The sequence below is a fragment of the Nocardioides sp. PD653-B2 genome (genome assembly GCF_002117935.1).
GTDB lineage: Bacteria > Actinomycetota > Actinomycetes > Propionibacteriales > Nocardioidaceae > Nocardioides.
Map to the genome: position 1 here is coordinate 164,348 of NZ_BDJE01000004.1, position 14,341 is coordinate 178,688.

At 67.2% G+C, this 14,341-nt stretch carries 11 protein-coding genes; 5 read left to right on the forward strand and 6 right to left on the reverse strand.

The features are described from left to right. Window positions 1–3 precede the first annotated feature (3 nt). The 3 genes from PD653B2_RS01465 to wrbA form a co-directional block, all read right to left on the reverse strand. Window positions 4–630, reverse strand: a complete 627-nt coding sequence (locus PD653B2_RS01465) for a LysE family translocator (protein ID WP_085870543.1) — start codon at window positions 628–630, stop codon at window positions 4–6. Continuing rightward, complete coding sequence (locus PD653B2_RS01470) at window positions 627–2,090, reverse strand: MFS transporter (RefSeq protein WP_085870544.1); 1,464 nt, start codon at window positions 2,088–2,090, stop codon at window positions 627–629. Before PD653B2_RS01470 ends, PD653B2_RS01465 begins: the two co-directional genes overlap by 4 nt. 68 nt (window positions 2,091–2,158) lie before the next feature. Then, window positions 2,159–2,764 (reverse strand): NAD(P)H:quinone oxidoreductase, encoded by a 606-nt coding sequence (gene wrbA / locus PD653B2_RS01475; RefSeq protein ID WP_085870545.1) that lies wholly within the window; start codon window positions 2,762–2,764, stop codon window positions 2,159–2,161. 620 nt (window positions 2,765–3,384) lie between these two features. Between wrbA and PD653B2_RS01480 the strand changes: the two genes are divergently transcribed. From PD653B2_RS01480 to PD653B2_RS01490, 3 genes are read left to right on the forward strand one after another with little or no spacing between them, the layout of a single operon-like run. Next, window positions 3,385–4,029, forward strand: coding sequence for a TetR/AcrR family transcriptional regulator (locus PD653B2_RS01480; protein WP_085870546.1), 645 nt, complete (start codon window positions 3,385–3,387; stop codon window positions 4,027–4,029). Then, window positions 4,026–4,736, forward strand: a complete 711-nt coding sequence (locus tag PD653B2_RS01485; RefSeq protein ID WP_085870547.1) for a DUF427 domain-containing protein — start codon at window positions 4,026–4,028, stop codon at window positions 4,734–4,736. Before PD653B2_RS01480 ends, PD653B2_RS01485 begins: the two co-directional genes overlap by 4 nt. A gap of 5 nt (window positions 4,737–4,741) precedes the next feature. Next, entirely contained in the window at window positions 4,742–5,131 is a 390-nt protein-coding gene (locus tag PD653B2_RS01490; protein WP_085870548.1) for a PPOX class F420-dependent oxidoreductase, read from the forward strand. A gap of 200 nt (window positions 5,132–5,331) precedes the next feature. Here the strand turns inward: PD653B2_RS01490 and PD653B2_RS01495 are convergent, their stop codons facing one another. Both PD653B2_RS01495 and PD653B2_RS01500 read right to left on the reverse strand, forming a co-directional pair. Next, entirely contained in the window at window positions 5,332–5,715 is a 384-nt protein-coding gene (locus PD653B2_RS01495) for a nitroreductase family deazaflavin-dependent oxidoreductase (protein WP_085870549.1), read from the reverse strand. Between the two features lie 349 nt (window positions 5,716–6,064). Continuing rightward, window positions 6,065–6,433 (reverse strand): winged helix-turn-helix transcriptional regulator, encoded by a 369-nt coding sequence (locus PD653B2_RS01500; protein ID WP_089503855.1) that lies wholly within the window; start codon window positions 6,431–6,433, stop codon window positions 6,065–6,067. Between the two features lie 110 nt (window positions 6,434–6,543). On the opposite strand from PD653B2_RS01500, the gene PD653B2_RS01505 reads away from it, so the two are divergent. Then, window positions 6,544–7,200 (forward strand): NADPH-dependent F420 reductase, encoded by a 657-nt coding sequence (locus PD653B2_RS01505; RefSeq protein ID WP_085870551.1) that lies wholly within the window; start codon window positions 6,544–6,546, stop codon window positions 7,198–7,200. 327 nt (window positions 7,201–7,527) lie between these two features. Here the strand turns inward: PD653B2_RS01505 and PD653B2_RS01510 are convergent, their stop codons facing one another. Beyond that, on the reverse strand, window positions 7,528–7,824 hold the full coding sequence (locus PD653B2_RS01510; RefSeq protein WP_207559286.1) for a hypothetical protein: 297 nt from the start codon (window positions 7,822–7,824) through the stop codon (window positions 7,528–7,530). A 352-nt stretch (window positions 7,825–8,176) separates the two neighbouring features. Between PD653B2_RS01510 and mobF the strand changes: the two genes are divergently transcribed. Further along, window positions 8,177–14,197: a MobF family relaxase gene (gene mobF, locus PD653B2_RS01515; RefSeq protein WP_085870552.1), complete on the forward strand. Its 6,021-nt coding sequence runs from the start codon at window positions 8,177–8,179 to the stop codon at window positions 14,195–14,197. The last annotated feature ends 144 nt before the right edge of the window (window positions 14,198–14,341 follow it).

Sequence of the window (14,341 nt, forward strand, 5' to 3'; positions counted from 1 at the left end):
GGTCTAAGTTGTGGCGATCCGCAGTCCCAGCCCGATCAGGACGGTGCCGACGGTGGCGTCGAGGACTCTGCGCACGCGTGGGGACTGGAGAACGCGTCGCACCGATGCAACGATCAGCGCGACCAGCAAGTACCAGGACGTCACCGTGGTCGTGGCTAGTAGCGCCAACTCCAGCGTCGGAAGCGGACCACCACCAACAGCGACGAACTGCGGCAGCAGAGCAAGATAGAAGACAGCGACCTTCGGATTCAACAGGTTGCACAACGCCCCCTCGCGGAAGGAACGCGCACCAGCCTGCACGCCGCTGGCGCTATCCGCCGTCAGGGTCCCCGCGCCGCGGCCGAGGGATGACAGCCACGCTCGAACTCCCAGGAAGAGCAGGTACGCCGCCCCCGCAAGCTTGACGACTGTGAAGGCGATCGCCGAGGCCGCTAGGAGCGCCGCCAGCCCACCCCCGACTGCTACCACCCAGACGAAGATGCCTGATCCCATCCCGGTCGCGCAGATCAAGCCCGCTCGACGGCCAGAGGCCAAGGCTCGTCGGGTCAGCACGACGAAGTCGGGTCCTGGCGTCAGCGCGCCGAGCAGGATGACGCCAACCAGGGGAAGCACGTTCTCTGGGGGGATCATGTGGTCCCGCTCGACCGGCGTGCGCCTTCGGGACCTTTGATGTTGCCGCCTCCAGATGAGGTCGGGCGTGCCGTGTTGGCCGCTCGTCCACCGTCGCCGTCGAGGCGTGCGGGCAGGGCTATCGCACCGATAAGGGCAGTAAGGGCGAAGACGAAGGCGCCTAGGGTGAATGCGGTTGCGTAACCGGTGCTCAGCGCCTCGGCTCGATCGGCGCCGCCGCTGGCTGCGCGGCTCGCGCTGTGCCCGGCGATTGTGCCGAGCAGAGCCAGTCCGAGTGCGCCGCCGATCTGCCGGCTGGTATTGAGCAGGCCACTGGCCAACCCGCCCGACTCGGCGCCGAGATCGACGGTCGCTGCCACCGTGATGGGGGCGAACATGAGGCCGCCGCCAGTCATGGCGATCGAGGCAGATACGACCACCCACGTCAAGCTGGTATCAGGTGAAAGCAACGCAAGCCCGCCCAGCCCGATGCAGGCTACGAGCCCACCGATGAAGAACAAGAGACGTGCGTCGACGCGAGAGATCGCTCGGAAACTCACTTGCGAACCGGCAATCACAGCCAGGGAGACTGGCAAGAACACCAGACCAGCCTGAATGGGGGTGTAGCCACGCAGACCCTGAAGGTAGAGAGAGAGGAAGAACCAGGTCGCCATGGTGGGAACGAAGCTCAAGAAGCTGAGCAGGTTCCCGGCGGATAGTGACCCGTTCCTGAACACCGAGAAGGGCACCAAGGGGGCCTTCGCGGCCCGGGTCTCGATGACTATGAACGTCGAGAGCAAGACCACCGCGACGACCAAACCGACCCATACCTCGGCGGATGTCCACCCGGCTTCCTCGGAGCGGACCAGCGCCCAGACCAAGGCACTCAGACCTCCGGTCACGGTCAGGGCGCCGGCCAGGTCTATGCGAGCGTGATGCTTGTCGGCGCGTCCGCGGGGCAGGACCCCAGTCGCGGCGACCAGCAGTGCGAGACCGGCGGGCACGTTGACGAAGAAGATCGCCCGCCACGACAACGTCTCGGTCAAGATGCCACCGAGCAGGCCACCCACCGCTCCGCCGCCGATCGCGACACCGGTCCAGACCGACAGCGCTCGGTTGCGCTGCTCAGTCTCCTGATAGGTCGTGGTCAGGATGCTCAGCGTGGCAGGAGCCAAGACTCCGGCCGCGAGCCCCTGCACCACCCGCGCCGCGACCAGGGCTCCCGCGCTGACACTGAGCCCACAGGCCAAACTGGCAGTCGTGAACAGCGCAAGCGCGGCTAGGAAGACCCGGCGTCCGCCGAATAGGTCGGCCGCTCGGCCGCCGAGCAGCAAGAACCCGGCGAAGGTCACCGCGTATCCGTTCACCACCCACTGCAAGGAACTCGCAGAGAACCCTAGGTCTGCGTCAATCGCAGGTAGCGCGACGTTCACGATCGACAGGTCCACGGTGAGCATGAACTCCGCCACGCAGAGCAGCACGAGGAGGGCGCCCGCGTGCCCACCACGAGGACCTTCGCGGATGCCACCTCGTTCCGCAGATTGCGCAATCAACGGTCGACCTCACCACGCAGCCGCCGTGCGATGCGCGCCAACCGGTCCCCTTGCTGACGTGCGGCGGTGAGCACAGTCTCGCCGGGCGCCCCCGCCCCCGAAGGGTGAGCAGTCCCGTAGGGGTTCCCACCGGCCTCGGAGAATGCGGGATCGGTGTAACCGGTGGGAACCACCACGGCACCCCAGTGATACATCGTGTTGTACAGCGCCAAGAGCGTCGACTCGTTGCCACCGTGGGTGTTGATCGCGCTAGTGAAACCGGTGACCGCCTTGTCGGCGAGCTCACCGGACGCCCACAAGGAAGCCGTGGTGTCCAGGAACTGCTTGAGCTGACCACTGACGTTCCCGTAGCGCGTCGGCGTTCCGAACGCGTAGGCATCGGCCCACGCCAGATCTTCGAGCGTCGCCTCGGGAACGTCGGCGGTGGCGTCGGCGTGAGCGCGCCATGCCGGGTTGGAGTCAATCGCCTCCGGCGGAGCCAGTTCCGCCACACGACGCAACCTCACGTCGGCGCCGGCAGCACCGGCGCCCTCGGCCACCGCCTGGGCCAACGCGTGCACGTTGCCAGTCGAGGAGTAGTAGATGACTGCGATGTTGACCATCTGAGTCTCCTTCCGTTCCTCCGCAAGGTCTGATCCGACCGCGAAGTTCAACTCGTAAGTATCCAGTGTGGATACTTAGAACTATACGCACTGTGACAAACAGGCAAGAGGTGCGGCGCCTCCCGTGGAACCAGACCACAAACGTTTGCGGGCGCCATCGAGCGGCACGCTCACCGGGCGGCGGTAGGCCCGCGGAGCCAATCCGGAAGTCTTCGCGCAGGGCAAGTCCGCGGCACTGGTCGTCGTGCAGGCATATGGCCGATCGGCGGCAAGATGCTGGAGAGCACGCCGGGAAGTAGCTCGTCGAGTCTGCGGTGAGATCCTCGTGGGCTCGCATCACCCAAGTCGGAAGCGAGATCGCGGCCGCGCTCGCTCAGTGTCACCAGGTTGTCGACGACGATCGCCCTTGTCGCGGGTGCGGACGACGTATCCGAGTCCCTCGAGGTGGTCGAGATAACCCCATCTCGGCACTCGATGCGCTCGCCGAGGTACTCGACTCCCACTTCCACTACGAAGCGTCCACATTCCGACCCGCCGTGAATGCACTCTTGAACCGGAGCGCCTCACAAAGTAGCCGTACCGACTACTTCCGTTAAGTAGTCGCGGCGTAGAGTTATTGCATGACCTCGCCAGCGATCAGCACCCCGACGAACGCCCGAAGTCGCCGGACCCGTGGGGCACTGCTCTCGGCTGCGCGGGAAGTGCTCGAGCGCGAGGGAGCACCGGCGCTGACCATGTCGGCGGTAGCCGACCGGGCTGGCGTCACCCGCCGGACCGCCTACCTGCACTTCGGCTCCCGCACCGCGCTGATCTCCGCGCTGTTCGACCACTTGGCCGAGACCGAAGGGCTCCACCGGTCGCTTGAGCGCGTATGGTCCGCACCCGAGGCTAGGTCGGCGTTGGACGCATGGGCCGTGCATCTCTCCGAGTATCACCCACGCCTGCTTGCGGTTGACCGTGCCATCGAACGTGACGCCCAACGCGACGAGGACGCCGCCACGCACCGACGTCGGGTGGCCGGCGAAAAGCTCCGAAACGCCCGCCGGCTCGCCGACTGGCTCGACCGGGACGAGGTGCTGGCTCCCGAGTGGAACCCGGCCACTGCGGCAGACATGCTCTACTCGCTCATCTCCTCCGACGTGATCGAGGCACTGATCGTCGACCGGCGCTGGTCACGCAAGCGCTTGGCCGCGCATCTCGCCGTCCTGCTACGCAGAACATTCACGCTCCCAGAGACCCTACAGACCGCGAAGGGCACACGATGAGCCTGACCTCGCCGCTCGGCCGCGCCCCGTTCCAGCCCGGGAGGCGTCAGACCAACGTTCCGCTTCCGGACCGCATCAGCTACTGGGAGCCTTGGCCGCGGCGGATGCGCGCCAACATCGCCGGGGTCACTGTCCTCGACACCGAGCGTGCGGTGATGTTGTGGCAGACCGACCGGTTCCCCGACCTGTACCTTCCCGGCCCCGACGTCACCCGCCCGGACCTCATCGACGACAGGTTCGTCCACCCCGCCCCGGTCCCCGACCTTCACGGCTACGTGTCGGTGGACTTCGAGGCCGCGGATCGTTGGTTCGAAGAAGACGATCCCGTCTACGGCCACGTCCGCGACCCCTACCACCGCATCGACGTGCGCTCTTCCTCCCGAAGCGTCGTAGTCCGCGCCGGCGGTCGCGTGGTCGCCGCGTCGGCCCGACCGAAGGTGTTGTACGAAACAGGCAACCCGACTCGGTACTACCTCCCCTTCGTCGACGTTGACATCGGCGCCCTCTCGATCAGCGAGACGGTGTCGCATTGTCCCTACAAGGGCGACGGGCAGCACTGGACGTTGCACGTAGAAGACATCCTCATTCTTGATGCCGCCTGGAGCCTCCCTCACCCGCTACCAGAAGCGGTACAGGCCAGCGAACACCTCTGCTTCTATCCCACCAAGGTTGACCTCGTGGTCGACGACCAACCAGCGCAGGAGTAGACCAAGTGTGGACTGACGCCGAAGAGCGCTTTCTCTCGACACAGCAACTCGGCCGGTTGGCCACCATCGGCTCGTCCGGGCCGCAGATTCGCCCCGTCGGGTTTCGCGCTACTTCCGAGACCATCGACATCGGCGGCTCGAACCTCTCCAAGACCCAGAAGTGGCGCAACGTCGAGTCCGACTCCCGTGTGGCGTTCGTCGTCGATGACACCGGCGGCGGTCCCCAATTCGCCCCGCGCGGCGTGGAGGTCCGCGGCCACGCCGAGACGGTCCGCGACGCCGGCAACAACGCCGACGGCGGTGGCGGTGACGAGGTGATCCGGATCCGACCCAGCAAGATCATCACCTGGGGAATCGAGTCGAGTTCCTTCCATCCGATCTCCCGCTCTGTCTAAACGCCCCCAGGACTGCCTGAAGCGCGCGCGACGACGAGATCACCCACCCCGTCTCGGCCGCGGGCAGCCACCACCGGCAAGACCGACTTCTAACCCACCCGTCCCACCCATCCGGCCGATCGCGGTGGCCGACTCATCGTGACGTGGGCTGATTCGCGACGAGAACCTCAAACCGCAATTCAGCTACTTGGACGATCGACTCAAAGAAGGCGAAACTCGTCGCGCGCAAGAAGTCGCAGCACCTGTCGGAACGGTGCCGGGTAGGCTCCCCGCCCACGTTCCGCGCTGCAGGGCTCGATCTGGCTGATCCGATACTCCTTGCCTCGGTAGACAACGATGCACCCAGCGGCGGCAACGACGTTGCGGTACCAGTTGACCTTGTCGCCATAAGTGAGCTCGGCGACGAAGCCGTCAACGTCTCTTGCCAGTATCACTGGCGTCTCGTAGACGCGCCCAGACTTGCGCCCGACATGTCGGATCAGCGAAAACGGTCCCAACCCAGCTCGTGCCATCGGGATCGTGATCCGGTTCAACGTGTTCTTCAGCAACCACAAGAAGCGCTGATGGAGGTCGAGATGTACCACCGAGTGAGTCCTCCCTCGAGGTAGATCTAGAGTTCTTGCGGCTGAACTTCACTACCTCAATTGAGGGTCGTGGACGTTGCAAACCTACCTGCGTTTCACAGCGAGACGGACGACGTGGCTGATGCAAGCAGCCAAGAGAACGAATCAGCCGGAATGGACCGGCCAGGATCGCGGCTGACCAGCGCGACGAGTGCGGTCGCAGAGAGTACTCGGGTTAGAAGACCGTGGGGCTGGAAACTGCGCTTGAGCTGTCGTTGCCAGTATCGCTCCGACGTCGCTGACGACTGCGCGGCCGGGGCAGGTCCCCTTTGCGGCACCAAGCTATGAAGTCGTGGGGCCGTCCTCTCCCTCAAGCGGAGCCTTCGGACTGCATCGCACCGATGGCGTCGGCGTTTCGGTACGCCCATGCCCCCAAGGCCCGAATGGGCACGAGCAAGTCCCGACCGGTGGGGGTGAGTTCGTACTCCACACGGGGCGGCGCTTCGGCATACCGGTGCCGCTCCACCAATCCAACGGCCTCCATGCGGCGCAGGTTCTCCGTGAGCACCTTGTGGCGGATGCCACCGATCGTCTTCTCCAGCTCCTTTGGACGCATCGGACCGTCCCGCAAGGTCCAGACGATTACCGAGAGCCACCGCGACGCGAACAGGTCGAACGCGGCACGAGCGGGGCAATCGGACGTGAAACTGCCGAAGGCCTCGAACTCAACGTCGTTCACAGGCTGGGCTGTCACAGACCTACCTCATCACCGTCGATAGGCACGCCAAGGTGCCTAACGACTCTCGTACGTTGATCGTGACATCGTCAACGTGCAAGGGAGCATCCACCATGCGCATCGCAACCATCGGCGCCGGCAAGATGGCCCACACGTTGGGCTCGCTATGGGTCGCGGCAGGCCATGAGGTCTACGTCGGTGCGCGTCGTGCCGCGGAAGGACAGCGGGTTGGCAACGAGATCGGCGGCGAAGGGGGCGCCATCGAAAACGGCCTCGCGGACGCGGACGTCGTCCTTCTGTCCGTGCCAGGAACTGCAGCAGCAGAGGTCGCGGCGACAGCGGCCGCCGGCGATTCCATCAATGGGAAAGTGCTGATCGACTGCTCAAACGCGCTCGGCCACCAGGCGTTTGCGGCACCGCCAGACTCGTTCGTACTGGAGATCCCGGCCGTCGCCGAAACCGTTGCACAGGCAGCCCCCTCGGCCAACGTCGTGAAGGCATTCAACCTGCTCGCCGCCGAGGTCTGGAGTTCCCCCGCCCGCGAATTCGACGGGCAGCACCTGCTCGTCCCAGTCTGCGGCGACGACGACACCGCGGTTCTCACAACATCACAGCTGGTCACCGACGCCGGCGGTCACCCGATCCGCGCCGGCAACCTGACCCGGGCACGCTACGCGGAGTCGACAACCGCCTTCATCATGGGACTGTGGTTCGCCGGCCACGACGCACGCGCAATGCTTCCCCCACTCGCGGCGACAGCGGCACGCTGAGTCGACGTCCCACGACCGGGCGCCCCCATGGAAATCACGCTCTCTCATCGGCTGCACCGAACCCGGCCGGATCCGCTGCCCCAGCCAAGGGCGAGCTCGGCATGAGTCCAACTACGGAGTACTCATCTGACCGGACGCTCCTGTGGTGCGGGTTCGCAGGTAGACCACGGTCGCCGTCCGCAGTGCCGCATTCGTCCGCGTGAGCTGCGCCAGGTGATCGTGAAGAACGCTAGTGAGCTGCGCGCCGCCCTCCGGGCCTCCATACCCGGCCGACCAGCCGGGCGCAGCCTCCGAAGCAGCCGTGAGGAACCCGGCAGGGTCGCGAAATCACGACACCTCGGCGGCGGCACCCGCAGCCGCGGTGTTGCGGCCGACCGCGCCGTCCTCCTCACCCGCGCCCGCATCGTCACCGGTGTCGAGCTGACGCAGCCGACGGATCGTCGCCTGGTCCAACCCGGTCAGCTGCACGACGTCCTTGACCGCGAGCTTCTCCGCAAGAAGCCGCTCGGTGGCGGCCGCGGCCGCCACCTCGGCGTTCACGACGGCCAGCTCGGCCCGGGCACGTTCCTCCCAGGCGACCTCGACGTCGACCGACGCCTCGTCGATGCGCTTCTCCCGGGCCAACTGATCCGGGTCCAGCTTCAGCCGACGCTCCCGTGCCGCCTTCAGTCGAGCGTCGCGCGCCCGATCCCGACCCGCCTGTGCCTGTGCCGCCTTCCCCACTGGGAATCACCTCTCCCTTGAACCGGAACGTCGCGACATCCACCGCGACACCTCACAAGCAAGAAGCAACCTCCACCGACCCGGATCGGACACCTCGGATCACCCCCCGAGTCTCTCTCCGACGACCAACCGACTGCGACGAGCTCACCCAGATTTTCCAACCCTCAACACCCTCGGACCTCATGCACTGTCGGACCCGGGTGCCGGGCACGTGTCCGAACCCGGGTCGACGCAGTTGCTTGTCACCGGTGTGATGGGTGTGCACAAGCTGACTGCTGGCGATGGGTATACGTACCTGACCCGACAGGTCGCGGTGCACGATGCGAGCGACCGCGGCCACGCTGGACTGGCTGACTACTACGCCGAGAAGGGCGAGTCGCCGGGCCGCTGGTTCGGGACAGGGCTCGCGGTGCTCGACCTCGCCGCGGGCTCGCAGGTCACCGAGACCCAGATGCGGAACCTGTTCGGCGAGGGCCGTCACCCGGACGCTGAACGGCTGGAGAACGCCGCGCTGGACGCCGGGAAGAGCGTCGAGCAGGCCAAGAAGGCCTCCCAGCTTGGCCGGGTGTTCGCTCGCTACTTGGGCAACCAGCCGGAGTTCATTCGGGAGACCGCCAAGCGATACATCGCCTACAACCTCGCCCACGGCGAGCACTGGAAGACACCCGTGCCAGCCGAGGTACGTGCGCGGGTTCGCACCGAGTTGGCCAACGAGCACTTCGTCCGCGAGCACGACCGGGCACCGATCGACGACCGTGAGCGTGGCTCCTTCATGGCCAAGGCCATCCGTCAGCAGACCACCGCCGTGGCCGGCTATGACCTCACGTTCACTCCGGTGAAGTCCGTCTCGACGCTGTGGGCACTCGCCGATCGTGAGGTCGCCAAGGAGATCGAGGCGGCCCACCACGGGGCGGTCGAGGCCACGCTTGCGTGGCTGGAGAAGGAGGTCCTGTTCACACGCCGTGGCCGCAGCGGCATCCAGCAGGTCAGGGCCAAGGGGCTGATCGCCGGCATATTCACCCATCGTGATGCCCGCTCGGGCGACCCTCATCTGCACACTCACGTGGCGGTCAGCAACAAAGTCCAAGACGCGACCGACCGCTGGCTGGCGGTCGACGGACGGGTGCTGTTCAAGGCCAACGTCACGCTCTCGGAGATGTACAACACGCGCCTGGAAGCCGAGCTGATCACCCGGCTAGGGGTGCGTTTCGAGAACCGCCACGCGGGTGTGAAGAAGGGCGTCGAGAAGCGACCCGTGCGCGAGATCGTCGGGCTCGACGAGCGGCTGGCCACGACATGGTCCAAGCGCGACACGATGATCGAGGCCCGTCGCCGCGAACTCGCGGCTGCCTTCCAGGCCGAGCACGGACGCCCGCCGACCGAAGGCGAGGCTGTCACCCTCAAAGAGCAGGCGTGGGAGCAGACCCGGCAGGCAAAGCACGAACCTCGCGCCGAAGCCGACCAACGCGCCGGCTGGATGACCGAGGCTTGCGCGATCATCGGCAGCGAGCAGGCCGTCCGGGAGATGGTCACCGGCTGCCTCGGCCACCTGCCCGCCGCCCAAGATGTCACCGACAAGTGGGTTGCCGAGACTGCGCAGCGCGTCGTCAACCGGGTCGCCGAGGACCGCGCGACCTGGCAGGTCTGGCACCTGCGTGCGGAAGCGCAGCGCCAGGTCCGCGCCGACGGCGTCCGGCTGGCCGACCACGACACCGCCGTCGACCGCGTCGTCGCCACCGCGATCAGCAAACACTCCATCGCCTTCGGTGACCCCGACCCGCTCACCCACGCGGCCACCGCCATGACCACGACCGCCGGGCTCACCGAGAGGCAGGACGGGCCCGTCGTGAGGATCCCCGCACGCCTCCAGCGGACCGAACACGGCCCACAAGGCGAGATGGTCGTCAGTGTCTACAGCCTCGCCGGCGCCCGCCAGTACACCTCCCAGGCTGTGATCGACGCCGAACGACGCATCGTCGCGTCCGCCCGCCGCACCGGTGGCCGCACCATCAGCGAGGTCCGGGTCGGTATCGCGATCGCCGAAGCCGCCGCCAACAGTGCGACGACGGGGCTCCAGCTCAACGCAGCCCAACAGTCCTTGGTGCGCGAGATGGCCACCAGTGGACGAGCCGTCCAGCTCGCCCTCGCCCCCGCCGGCACCGGGAAGACCACCGCCATGCAAGTCCTCACCCGCGCCTGGCAGGACTCCGGCGGCACCGTCATCGGACTCGCCCCCTCCGCGGTCGCCGCCCAAGAACTCGGCGCTTCCATCAATCTCGAGACACCCGACAGCACTCGCGCCAACGCTGCAGCGAACGTCAGGGGGCCGCTGAACCGGCCGTGGCGTCCGGGTCGGAAGAAGGTCCGCGCCGACACGCTGGCCAAGCTCGTCTTCCACGCCAAGTACGTCGGTCCCACCGAATGGATGAAGAAGATCGACCACAAGACCCTCGTCCTGATCGACGAGGCCGGCATGGCCGCCACCACCGATCTCGCCGTCGCGATCGACTACATCACCGCGCGCGGCGGACAGGTGAGGCTCGTCGGTGACGACCGGCAACTCGCCTCAGTGGCAGCCGGCGGAGTCCTGCGCGACATCGCCCACCAGATCGGCGCCGTCACTCTCAGCGAGGTACACCGATTCCGCAACCCCGACGGCAGTCTCAATCATGCCGAAGCCGCCGCGACCCTGGCACTGCGCGAGGGCGACCCATCGGCGGTCGCGTTCTACGCCGACCGCGGTCGCATCCATATCGGCGACCTCGGCACCTGCGCCGACCAGGCCTACGCCGCCTGGGCAGCTGACCACGCCGCCGGCATCGACTCGATCCTAATCGCACCCACCCGCGACCTCGTCGCCGAGCTCAACAACCGCGCCCGCAACGACCGCCTCGACGCCCTCCATGCGAACGGGGGCGAAGAACAGATCGGCCGCGTCCTGACGCTGGCCGACCGCACCCAGGTTTCCGCAGGCGACAGGATCATCACCCGCCAGAACGAGCGCCGGCTACCCATCACGCACACCGACTGGGTGAAGAACGGCGACCGCTGGCACGTGGCCAAGGTCAACACCGACGGATCGCTCAAGGTCAGGCACGACAAACTCGGCAAAACCATCACCCTGCCCGCCGACTACGTCTCCAAGACAGTCCAACTCGGCTACGCCACCACCGTGCACGGCGCCCAGGGCATCACCACCGGCACTAGTCATGTCGTCCTCACCGGCGGGGAGGACCGCAACCTGCTCTACGTCGCACTCTCGCGCGGCAAGTTCGCCAACCACCTCTATCTCAACGTCGCCTCCGACGGAGACCCCCACAACCTGATACGACCCGAGGCCCTCATCCCCCCGACCGCGCTCGACCGCATCGTCGAGATGCTCCGGCGCGACGGGTCGCCCGTATCCGCCACCACCACGATGCGCGAACTAGGAGACCCACACCAACGGCTGGGCGACATGGCCGCCCGGTACCACGACGCCGTCACCGCCGGCGCCGAGCACCTCATCGGCCCGGTTGGCATGAACAAGATCGACACCCACGCCGAAGCACTCTTCACCGGGCTCACCGAGGCCCACGCCTGGCCCACCCTGCGCTCCCACCTCGCACTCCTCGCACTCAACGACCACAGCCCCCTGAAGCTGCTCAGCGCCGCCGTCAGCATCGGGTCCCTGGCCGACACACGCGACCCCGCCGCCGTCCTCGACACCCGCATCGACGACCTCCTCGCCACAGGGTTCACCACAGGGGTTACCGGACTCACCCCGGCAATTCTGTACGACACGAGCACGCCTCCGGCGACTTCCCCAACTGCTGCCGAAGGGCCGTTGCCGTGGCTGCCCGGCATCCCGGCCCGGCTGGCCCAAGCTCACGACTGGGGTCCGTTCGCGGCCGCCTACCACCGGCTCGTGCGTGAACACATTGATGCGGTCCGTCACGAAGCGCGCGGATGGACCGGCGCAACCGCACCGGCCTGGGCCCAGCCACTCCTCGAGGAGGAGGACACGGAACTGCGCGCAGACATCGCGGTTTGGCGGGCCGTCGCCAAGACCGACGTGAACGACCTGCGACCCACGGGGGAGCGCGCCATCGGCGCGCCCGGCCTCCATCAGCGCAAGCTCAACCGGGCCGTCCGCACTGCACGTCCGAGCTACCCCTTCGCCCGGCGCACCTGGTACCAGGTGCTGCCCGAGACTGTCCGCACCGACTCGTGGATCACCCCACTGTGCCAGCGGCTCGCTCGCCTCGAGCGCGCCGGACTGCCGGTGGCCGACTACATCCAGCAGGCACTCGCCACCGATCCCTCACTGCCCAGCAGCCTCCCCGGCGGCCAGACCAGCCCCGAAACCAACACTGACACTGCCGCGGCGGCGCGGCCACTGACTGCGCGGCCACTTCCCGACGAACAACAGGCTGCGGCGCTGTGGTGGCGGCTAGTTCCCCACCTGGGACCGGCCGCGCTCGCCGCGGACGAACGCTCCGCCGACCTGCTCCAGCCTGCCTGGCGGACCGCACTGACCGAACTCGTCGGGGCCACCAGAGCCGACTACCTCCACAGGGCACCGGCATGGCCCGCGCTCGTCGCGGCCGTCGACGAAGCCTGCGAACACCACGGGTGTAGCCCGACTCAGATCCTCGCCAGCGCACTCGACGGGATTCCGAAGGACGGGTCCTTGAGCGGCATCGAGGTCGCCGACGCACTCGTGCTGCGCATCGCCATGCTCACCGATCAACCATCCGAAGCCTCCCTGCACAGCGACGAAGAGCCACCGCTCTACGACGACCCCGACCTGCTACCGCCGGAGGACGCCGCCGAGTTCATGGCCGAGCTCTACCGCGATCAGCTCGACACCGGGTCCGACATCGGGTACGACCCAGCCGAGGAGCCACCAGGATGGGACCCGCCCTTCACCGGCCCCGGCGACGCCGCGTACGAGCACCCCGCCACCAGCTATGTCGACCCTTACACACCGCTGCCGCCCTGGGAGCAGCCAGACGACGCCTGCGTAGAGCACGCCTTCCCCGAGCCGAACGAAGTCCCTGCCGCGCGGATCCGCGAACTCAACCGGCTCGCACTCACCTTCTTCGAGTCCTGCTACCCGCGGTCCTGGGCACCGGCGTACCTACGCGAACGCCTCGGGACCGACCTGGCCGACCAGCCGAACTACACAGTCGGGTACGCCCCGGGCAGCGGCAGCAGCCTGATGCGACACCTCACCGAGCAGGGCGCCGCCCTCGATGAGGTCGAACAGGCCGGACTCGTCTCCCTGCGCGAACGCGACAACGGCACTACCTACTACCGAGACTTCTTCCGTGACCGACTCATCATGCCGATCCGCGATCCCCACGACCCCACCGGCGAGGCGATCCTCGGCTTCATCGGCCGCCGCAACCCCACCAAGACCGACGACGACCAAGAGCGGAACTGGGCCGGACCGAAGTACCTCAACACCCGCACCACCCCGGTGTTCTCCAAGGGCGAGGCCCTGTTCGGGTACGCCGAAGCTCACGAGCTCCTCACCAGGGGCGCGCTACCGGTCATCGTCGAAGGCCCCATGGACGCCCTGGCCATCACCCTGGGCAGCAACGGCGCCGCCGCCGGCATCGCCCCCATGGGAACCGCGCTCACCGTCGACCAGATCAAGCTGCTCCGCGCCCACATCAGCCTCGTCAGCGGTCGCGACCGCATCGCCGTGGCCACCGACTCCGACCCGGCCGGATGGAAGTCAGCGCAGAAGGCGTTCTGGCACCTCACCGCCGCCGACCTCGACCCCACCTATCTCGATCTGCCCGACGGCCTAGACCCGGCCAACCTGTTCGAGACCGGAGGCTCCACCGCCATTGCGGCGGCGATCGAACACCGATCTCCCCTCGGCGACGCGATGATCGACAACCTACTCCGAACCGCCGGTCACTGGACCGACACCGACGTCCGCCAGAAGCTCATCAACCAGACCGCCCAGCTCCTCGCCGTACGCGGTTCTGAGCACTGGCTCCCCGGCTGCGAGCGTCTCCGCGCCAAGCTGCACCTCGCTCCCGGCATCCTCGAGCACCAAACCGTCACGGAGAGCATGGACCGCGAACGCAACCGGCTGGCCTACGCCCAGACCCGCATCGACGAGATCAACGACGACGCCCGCAAGCAGGCCGCAAGGACAGCCTCCCAGTCCCGGCCGCGCGAAGCCGAGCAACGGCTCGCCGCCGGCACCGCCACTACCCGACCCGACCACCCTGCACCACCTGCGGGGCCAGAGCCGGCCAGTCCGTCGCGGTAACACCGGCTTGGCTCAAGGATCCCTCTGAGGAAAGCTCTGCCCAGATCTGAGCGGTCAGGCTCGACTTCGAGGTGTTGTGAAGTTCGTGGAAGCGATCTGAGCGTTCGCTGGGGCTCTCCAGGTCCTGTCCTAGCTTGGTCGTAC

Bases quoted from the DNA above. Each gene is read 5' to 3' on its own strand.
- PD653B2_RS01465 (WP_085870543.1), bottom strand. From the start codon at position 630: ATGATCCCCCCAGAGAACGTGCTTCCCCTGGTTGGCGTCATCCTGCTC.
- wrbA (WP_085870545.1), bottom strand. From the start codon at position 2,764: ATGGTCAACATCGCAGTCATCTACTACTCCTCGACTGGCAACGTGCAC.
- PD653B2_RS01480 (WP_085870546.1), top strand. From the start codon at position 3,385: ATGACCTCGCCAGCGATCAGCACCCCGACGAACGCCCGAAGTCGCCGG.
- PD653B2_RS01485 (WP_085870547.1), top strand. From the start codon at position 4,026: ATGAGCCTGACCTCGCCGCTCGGCCGCGCCCCGTTCCAGCCCGGGAGG.
- PD653B2_RS01505 (WP_085870551.1), top strand. From the start codon at position 6,544: ATGCGCATCGCAACCATCGGCGCCGGCAAGATGGCCCACACGTTGGGC.
- mobF (WP_085870552.1), top strand. From the start codon at position 8,177: ATGGGTGTGCACAAGCTGACTGCTGGCGATGGGTATACGTACCTGACC.